At 66.9% G+C, this 7031-nt stretch carries 8 protein-coding genes and 1 pseudogene; 7 read left to right on the top strand and 2 right to left on the bottom strand.

Features of this window, described 5'->3' with window-relative positions:
• Positions 1 to 521: hypothetical protein (locus HUU95_RS04895; protein WP_174279086.1), on the top strand; the 521-nt coding region annotated here is incomplete at its 5' end.
• Positions 522 to 1245: 724 nt separating this feature from the next.
• Here HUU95_RS04895 and HUU95_RS04890 read toward each other — a convergent pair.
• On the bottom strand, positions 1246 to 1425 hold the full coding sequence (locus tag HUU95_RS04890; protein WP_174279085.1) for a hypothetical protein: 180 nt from the start codon (positions 1423 to 1425) through the stop codon (positions 1246 to 1248).
• A gap of 33 nt (positions 1426 to 1458) precedes the next feature.
• Positions 1459 to 2151: a helix-turn-helix domain-containing protein gene (locus HUU95_RS04885; RefSeq protein WP_217429774.1), complete on the bottom strand. Its 693-nt coding sequence runs from the start codon at positions 2149 to 2151 to the stop codon at positions 1459 to 1461.
• Between the two features lie 72 nt (positions 2152 to 2223).
• Here HUU95_RS04885 and HUU95_RS04880 point away from each other — a divergent pair, with 72 nt between their 5' ends.
• From HUU95_RS04880 to HUU95_RS04860, 6 genes and pseudogenes are all read left to right on the top strand, one after another.
• Positions 2224 to 2490, top strand: coding sequence for a hypothetical protein (locus tag HUU95_RS04880; protein WP_174279084.1), 267 nt, complete (start codon positions 2224 to 2226; stop codon positions 2488 to 2490).
• Positions 2487 to 3422, top strand: a complete 936-nt coding sequence (locus HUU95_RS04875) for a ParB/RepB/Spo0J family partition protein (protein ID WP_174279083.1) — start codon at positions 2487 to 2489, stop codon at positions 3420 to 3422. The genes HUU95_RS04880 and HUU95_RS04875 overlap by 4 nt, the downstream gene beginning before the upstream one ends.
• A gap of 55 nt (positions 3423 to 3477) precedes the next feature.
• A complete protein-coding gene (locus tag HUU95_RS04870; protein ID WP_174279082.1) occupies positions 3478 to 3708 on the top strand; it encodes a hypothetical protein in 231 nt (76 codons plus the stop codon).
• Positions 3705 to 4130 (top strand): annotated as a pseudogene (locus HUU95_RS14770) (DNA-binding protein); the annotation flags it as partial. The gene HUU95_RS04870 and the pseudogene HUU95_RS14770, both read left to right, overlap by 4 nt.
• On the top strand, positions 4131 to 6077 hold the full coding sequence (locus HUU95_RS04865; RefSeq protein ID WP_254602623.1) for a transposase domain-containing protein: 1947 nt from the start codon (positions 4131 to 4133) through the stop codon (positions 6075 to 6077).
• Positions 6023 to 6961 (top strand): AAA family ATPase, encoded by a 939-nt coding sequence (locus HUU95_RS04860; RefSeq protein WP_174279080.1) that lies wholly within the window; start codon positions 6023 to 6025, stop codon positions 6959 to 6961. The genes HUU95_RS04865 and HUU95_RS04860 overlap by 55 nt, the downstream gene beginning before the upstream one ends.
• Positions 6962 to 7031: the final 70 nt, after the last annotated feature.

Below are 7031 nucleotides of genomic sequence, written 5' to 3'. Positions count from 1 at the left end.
CGACCGTCACCGTCCGCGCCGCCGTGCCGCTACGCCAGCCGCTGTTCGCGGGCTACAAGCTGACGCGCGCCGTGTCGGTCATCAAGGCGCGGCACCCCGGCCAGCTGACGCGCGGCGACGTGCTGCGCGTGACGCTGACGGTGGACGCCTCGGCCGAGCGCAACTGGGTCGCCGTCACCGATCCCGTCCCGGCGGGCGCGACGATCCTGGGCGACATCGGCGGCCAGTCGAAGCTGCTCCAGCAGGGCGAGCAGCATGGCGGCTCCAGCTTCGGCGCGCTGATCGGCGGCAAGGCCTATGAGGTCGATGTTGGCGCGCAGCCCGCCTATGTCGAGCGTGGCAAGGACGCGTGGCGCGGCTATTGGAGCTGGGTGCCCGCCGGCCGCTTCGTCACCAGCTACACGCTGCGGCTGAACGGCGCCGGCCGCTTCAGCCTGCCGCCGAGCCGGGTCGAGGCGATGTACTCGCCCGCGGTGCGCGCGCAGCTGCCCAATGCGGTGGTCGAGGTGGGGGAGCGGTGAGCGGCTCGGCGCCTAGATGCCCCCTCCCGCTCGCGGGAGGGGGTTGGGGGTGGGCTCGACGGCTCCTCATGCGGTGCCTGTTGTAAGTGGACACGAGGTTTTGCATCGTCTGTTTTGAGCGGGATTGCCCGGACTTTGGCGGGGCTTGGCGGACGGAGGGCGCAGAAACGCGTGCTTTTCCCGGATTTGCGGTGTGCGGGCTGCTGTGTCTGCATAAATGGGCGGATCGTCGCTTTCGGCGGTGATCCGGGCGGCGAACGCGGAGGGCGTGACAAGCTCAGCGACCATCTTTGAAAGGCTTCTTAATGGCGGAAAAGCGTCGCTTCAGGGGCTTTTGAGAGCACCGCCGCGTGCTTTGGCGAGGCGTTGATCCTATTTCAGCGTCGCGGTTAGCGCGAGGAACGGGCGGCGAAGTGGGCGGACGTGCCAAGCTGCAAGGATTGCTGGACAATTTCGTGCCGAGCGCCGGCAATTCGCTCATTGTGCGGAAATTAAGTGGGCGGCTTTTTCGCGGCCAACTCAGCGCGTTTAAAAATCCTTACCGCATCCGCGCTGCTCGATCCGAAGCGCTCCAGCCAATTCTCCCTTGGGGTGAGAGGGCGGTTTGAGCTTTCGGGCTCGGCGGCTCGGCGGATCGTCCAGCCGCTGGTGGGTACTAAACGGTCGGCGGGATCGGGGTCGGCGGTTGACATCATGGGAGCATACCTGTTCGACCCGAGCTTCGCTAGCCGACGGTAGCGGAGGAGCCCGGCTCATCATCGGATTGGGATGACGAGCGACGCCGGTTCAGCTTTGCAAGCGCGACCTCGCGTTCCGCATCGGTGGCGCGCTGAACAAGGCGCAGTCCCAATTTCCCTGCGAAGTGATTGAGCCGATCGGCGGGGTCGGGATCGTGCTTCGGCATGGTGGCCACCCTACCTGATCGTGCGCGCCGTCGCTAGCGAGCGGGCTCCAGTGGACGGCGCCGGTCGGGCTTGTAACGCTCCTCCGCCTCTTCGGCAATCTCATGAAACAGCTCGATCAGGGAGCTAATCGGGACCCCATGCTCTAAGCCGATGTCGGCGAGCATCGTCCGGACGGTGTCGCTGGCATCATGTGGTGTTTCGGCGAGATGGATTGCGATCTCGCGCTTCATCGAACGCCGGCGTTCGCGACGGTCGGCACCGTAGGAAGCGCGGAAGGCGGCACGACGCTCCGGGTCGGTGATAACTTCCAGCAGCTGCGCGACGTCACCCGCCAGCCCCTCCGGCACGATCCGCGTATCGAACTTGAGGATCGTGCTCAAGCTATTGGCGTGCCAGTCCAGCACACGGCGCTCGGCCTGCTCGGCCGTCTCGCCTGCATGCCGTGGGGGATGCACGATCTCCGCCCGAGCCGTGGCAAGCTCAGCCTCGATCATCGACGCGGTGTTGAAGGGCGTGTTCACGGTGCGCCGGCCGGTGAGAATGTAGAGCACGTCCGCTCCGGCTTCCGCGAAAGCGCGAAGGATTGGAGCTGAGGGTGCCGACTCGTCTTTCTCCCATTTCAGCTGAACGCGTTTCGAAAGGCCGGCGAGGCTCGCGAAGGCCTCCTGGCTGAGCCCGAGCCGAAGCCGCTCTTCGCGCAGTCGTGCGCCAATCGACAATTTCATTCCCCTTTCGCGATTGCGTACCGCACGTCCATTCGTTACAAATAGCACAAACGTGCGGCGTAGGTGTATGATATGGCAAAGCGCGACGGTGTGGAAGCGGTTCAGTCGGCCCTGTCCCGTATTGGGAAGACACATGGGGACGTTGCGATAGAGCTTGGCGTCGCTCGCGCGGTAGTGCGCGGCGTCCTCTATGGTCGCCTCAAAGGCAATCGAGGCGACGCGCACAAGGTGGCCGTCGCGCTTGGCTTGAAAGATGGGGTGATTGTCGAAGACGATCTCCCCATTACCGACGCCGTGAAGGCGGCGCTCGCCGAGGCGATGCAGGCCGCCGCCGCGTGACGCCAGTCGCCCGCCTCCTACCGATCGCGGCGATCGGCGAGCTTCCCGACGATCAGTATGTCGGGCTGATCGATGAGGCCGCCATCGCCTGTCTCCGGGTGAGGCTGGCTGCGGAAGGGCTGCTGTCGCCGATCTGGGTTCGCCAGAACGGCAATGCGAGCAAGGCGAAGTGGTCAGTCATCGCCGGCCGGCATCGGCTGCGCGCCGCCGCCGCGCTCGGCTGGACGGAGATCGAGACGATCGAGAAAGCCGGCCCGGCCAGCGGCGCCGATGAGCTGCGCAGGCTCCAGATCGCCGAGAACCTGGACCGGCGCGTGCTGCGCCCGATCGAGCGCGCCTGCCACATCATGGAGCGCTGGCGTGAGGCCGCCGCGACAGTCGTCCCTAGCGGGCCTGCTAGTCAGCAGTCTGCTGCTGTAAGGTCGCGCTGGATCGTATGGGCAGCGGATGCCCATACGCCTGTCGGCGAGGTTCGCGCCGTAGACGACGCTGCTGGAGCCGCTTGCGGCTTAAAAGGCCGTGCCGTCCGGGATTATCGTAAAATCCACGCGGCGATCGTCGTGGCGTTGCCTAGGCTCTTTGCTCAATTGAACGCGCATCCGCTCGGCGAGAGCGTGAAGGCGATGGCGAAGCTCGCCAGCCTAGCTACCGATACCCGCGCCCGCGTCGCGGAGCTGATCCTGTCGCGACCTGATTGGCCGAACATGCAAGCCGTAATGGTCGCAGCAGGGCTGGAGGGCAGCACCGGCAACCGCGTCGATCCTACGCGACCCGATGCCACCGTCATCGGGGCTATCGCCATGATGTCGGCACCTCGGCGCCAAGCCACTTACTGCGAGCTTGCGAGGGTGATGATCCCAACTGACGCTCTCGCCTTGATCAAAATCTTCAAAGAAAGGAGCATCATCGGTGACGGCATCACTATCGCCTAGTGCGATTTACCAACGGGCTGAGCACATCGCCAACAGATGCTCTCTCGGCATAAACGTGCCGCAGGCGCTGATCAGAATGTTGGCCGCCGACTACATGTACGACGGCGTATGGTCAGCCATTGACGAGGACGATCGCCATTGTCTGCTAGAATGGGTACTTGGCCAGATCACTGAAGATGAGGCCGACTATGTAGGCAAGGTCCTACAGATGCGGGGTTTCGATATCCCGGAGTATGACCTCGAAACTCACGAGTCCTGGGACGAGTACTGGAGCCGGCGCGGGTGACGAATACCGCCGTCTCTTGGTGGTATTCTGCTGCGGAGATCGCGCAGCTCGGCTTGCCGGGTCTGCCTGTTGACGCTCGCAGGGTCCGTGACCTTGCGGTGGTGGAGTGTTGGGCGGAGCGGGTCGCCCCTGACGGGGCAAAGCTAGTCCGGGCTCGCAAGTCTAGGGGCGGCGGAACCGAGTATCACGTCAGTCTCCTGCCTGTAGCAGCCCAAGCGCGATTAAGCGCGCGACGTAGCGATGGACGCGCCGCACCAGCCCCGGCCAATGATGCGACCGACGCGACCGACGCGACCGGTGAGACATGGGCGGCATTTGAGACCCAATCGGCAGCGACGAAAGCGCGAGCAGAGGAACGGCTCGCCATCCTCAGCGAGGTGGAAACGCTTTCAGCGGCCGGGGTAACGAAGTCCAAGGCTATCGTGATTGTCGCGGATCGCCGGAACGTGTCCGAGCGAGCTATAGCTAGCTGGTTCAAAGAGGTTCGGGACGTCGCGCCCGTCGACCGGCTCCCGCGCCTGGCGCCGCGCTATCGCGGCGGCGGCAAGGCGGTTGCGATCGACGCGGAGGCGCTGCGCCTCCTGAAAACCGACTATCTGCGCGCCGAGAAGCCGGCGTTCGCGGCCTGCTACAACCGCCTGGTCGAGGACTATGCCCGGCCGAACGGCATCGCGCTCCCCGACGCGCGCACGCTCAAGCGGCGGCTGGACGCGGAGATCAGCGTATCGCTCAAGCGGTCCGAGCGCGACGGCAAGGAACGGTCGCGCCGATCGGTGCCCCCGCAGCTGCGCAGCGTCGCCGACCTTCACGCGATGGAGGCGGTCAACGTCGACGGCCATACCTTCGACGTGTTCGTCCAGTGGGAGGACGGGCGGATCGGGCGGCCGGTGATGGTCGGCATCCAGGACGTGGCGTTCCGCAAGCTGCTGGCGCATCGGATCGGCGAAACGGAAAGCACGTTGCTGACCCGGCTCGCCTTCGCTGACTTGTTCCGCGACCATGGCATCCCGCCGCACGCGGTGATGGACAATGGCCGGGCGTTCGCGAGCAAGGCGCTGACCGGCGGCGCGCTGACCCGGTTCCGGTTCAAGGTGGAGGACACCGACGCGACCGGCGTCCTGACCGCGCTCGGCGTGCAGGTGCATTGGACGCTGCCCTATCGCGGCTCGTCCAAGCCGATCGAGCGCGCGTGGCGCGACCTGTGCGAGGACATCGCCAAGCATCCGGCGGTGGCGGGCGCCTATACGGGCAACCGCCCGGACGCGAAGCCCGAGAACTATCGCGAGCGGGCCATCCCGATCGCCGAGTTTCGGGCGCACGTCGCGCGCCGCATCGCCGCCCACAACGCGCGCGAGGGCCGGCGGACGGAGATGGCGAAGGGCGGGAGCTTCGACGCGGCGTTCGCGGCGTCCTACGAGGTGTCGCCGATCGGCCGGGCGCGGCCCGAGCAGCTGCGCCGGGCGCTGCTGGAGGCGATCGACCGCCGTTGCAATAAAGACACGGGCGCCATCACTTTGGCGGGCAACGTCTATTGGTCGGCGGCCATGCCGGACATGGCAGGGAAAGTCGTCACGCTACGCTTCGACCCGGAAAACCTTCACGCCGACGTTCACGTCTATCTCCAGACTGGCGAATACTTCGGGGCTGTTCCTGTGTGGTCGGCAAACGGCTTCTTCGACCAGGCGAGCGCCGTCAGGCGCCGCAAGCTGGAGAAGGATCACGATCGCAAGGTCCGGGAGGAAAAGGCGGCGGCGAACCTGCTGCGCATTGACCAGCTCGCCGCGATCTACGCGGGCGCGCCGACGCCCGCCGCCCGACGCCGGCGTGATCCGGCCCGTCCGCCATCGCGGCAACACCGCCGCCGCGCTCAAGCCCTCCGAGCAGGCCGTCGCCGCGCCCGCGCAACCCGCCTTCATCGACCGCTTCACCGCCGGGCTCGCCCGGTTGCGGCCGGTCGACTGAACAACCCGACCAACAACAGCAGGATCACGACGCCATGGAACTACACGTCAAGGAACAAGCGCCGAGCAACGACAGCATCCCCGGCCGGATCGAGGTCGAGCGCCAGCGGCTCGCCTGCTCGCGGGTCGGCCTGGCGGCTTGCCTCACGTCCTACCAATACGCGTCGGAGATCGACTGGACGACGCTCGATCCCCGCGCGGGCGAGCTGGCGATCATGGCGAGGGCCGGGTTCGACATCGCGTTCATCGTCACCGGCACGCGGGCGACCGCCTGACCCGAAGAACGGCCGCGCCGGGATGGCAGTCCCGAACGGCGCGGCCGCCCGCTCCAACGGAAGCAAGGAAGCACTATCATGGAATTGGCATCGGAAAACAGCCCGGTCGAGGTCGAGGCCCGGACGTGGCTGAGCGCCCACAAGGCGGACACGGGGCATAGCTGGGCGGACCTCGCCGGCTTCACGGACGTGGCGCAGTCGACGCTGTCGCTGTTCACGTCGGGCAAATACGAGGGCCGCAACGATCCCGTGGCGGTCAAGGTGCTCGCCTATCGCGACCGGCTCAGCGTCCAAGCCGAGATCGCGATGGACGCGCCGCAGGTGCCCGAATGGTACGACACGCCGACCGCGACGCGGCTTTGGCAGCTGCTGCAATGGGCGCAGTCGGGCAAGATGGTGCTGATCGTCAGCACGCCCGGCGTCGGCAAGACGAAGACCGTGCGCCGCTTCGCCGCGCGCGACCCGAACGTGTGGCTGGCGACGATGGCGCCGTCGACCGCCGGCGTCGCGACCATGGCGATCGAGGTCGCCGCCGCGATCGGGCTCGGCGAGATCAAGGGCAGCCCGCAGCAGCTGTCGCGTCAGATCAAGGCGAAGGTTGCGGGCCGACGCGGGCTGATCGTCGTGGACGAGGCGCAGGAGCTGACCGACAAGGCGCTGAACGAGCTGCGCAGCTGGCACGATGCCACCGGTGTCGGCGTGGCGCTGCTCGGCAATGAGAAGGTTGTGGGGCAGCTGGACAGCAAGCGCAGCGCGCTCGCGCAGGTCAGCAGCCGCATCTCGCTCCCGCTCGTCCAGATGGGCCCGATGCCCGGCGACCTGGACGCGCTGTTCGCGGCATGGGGCATCGCCGACGAGCGCCAGCGCGCCTTCCTGACCCGTATCGGCAACCTGCTTGGCGCGCTGCGCGAGGTGACGATGACGCTGGAGGTAGCGCTGATGGCCGGTGGCGGCTTGACGCTGGAGCTGCTGCGCGACGCGGCGAAGCAGCGCAACGTGCGGTTGGCGGGCCTGTGATGCGCGGCACCGCCGATCGCGCCTGGCGCACGTTGTGCGCCGGCCGTCCGCCGCGCGAGGTCGCGGCGCG

It is taken from the genome of Sphingomonas bacterium (assembly GCF_903643065.1).
In the GTDB taxonomy this organism is placed as follows: domain Bacteria; phylum Pseudomonadota; class Alphaproteobacteria; order Sphingomonadales; family Sphingomonadaceae; genus Sphingomonas.
The sequence above is the reverse complement of the archived record's forward strand: the minus strand, read 5'-3'. Positions and strand labels throughout refer to the sequence as shown.

Bases quoted from the DNA above. Each gene is read 5' to 3' on its own strand.
- HUU95_RS04890 (WP_174279085.1), bottom strand. From the start codon at position 1,425: ATGCCGAAGCACGATCCCGACCCCGCCGATCGGCTCAATCACTTCGCA.
- HUU95_RS04885 (WP_217429774.1), bottom strand. From the start codon at position 2,151: ATGAAATTGTCGATTGGCGCACGACTGCGCGAAGAGCGGCTTCGGCTC.
- HUU95_RS04880 (WP_174279084.1), top strand. From the start codon at position 2,224: ATGGCAAAGCGCGACGGTGTGGAAGCGGTTCAGTCGGCCCTGTCCCGT.
- HUU95_RS04860 (WP_174279080.1), top strand. From the start codon at position 6,023: ATGGAATTGGCATCGGAAAACAGCCCGGTCGAGGTCGAGGCCCGGACG.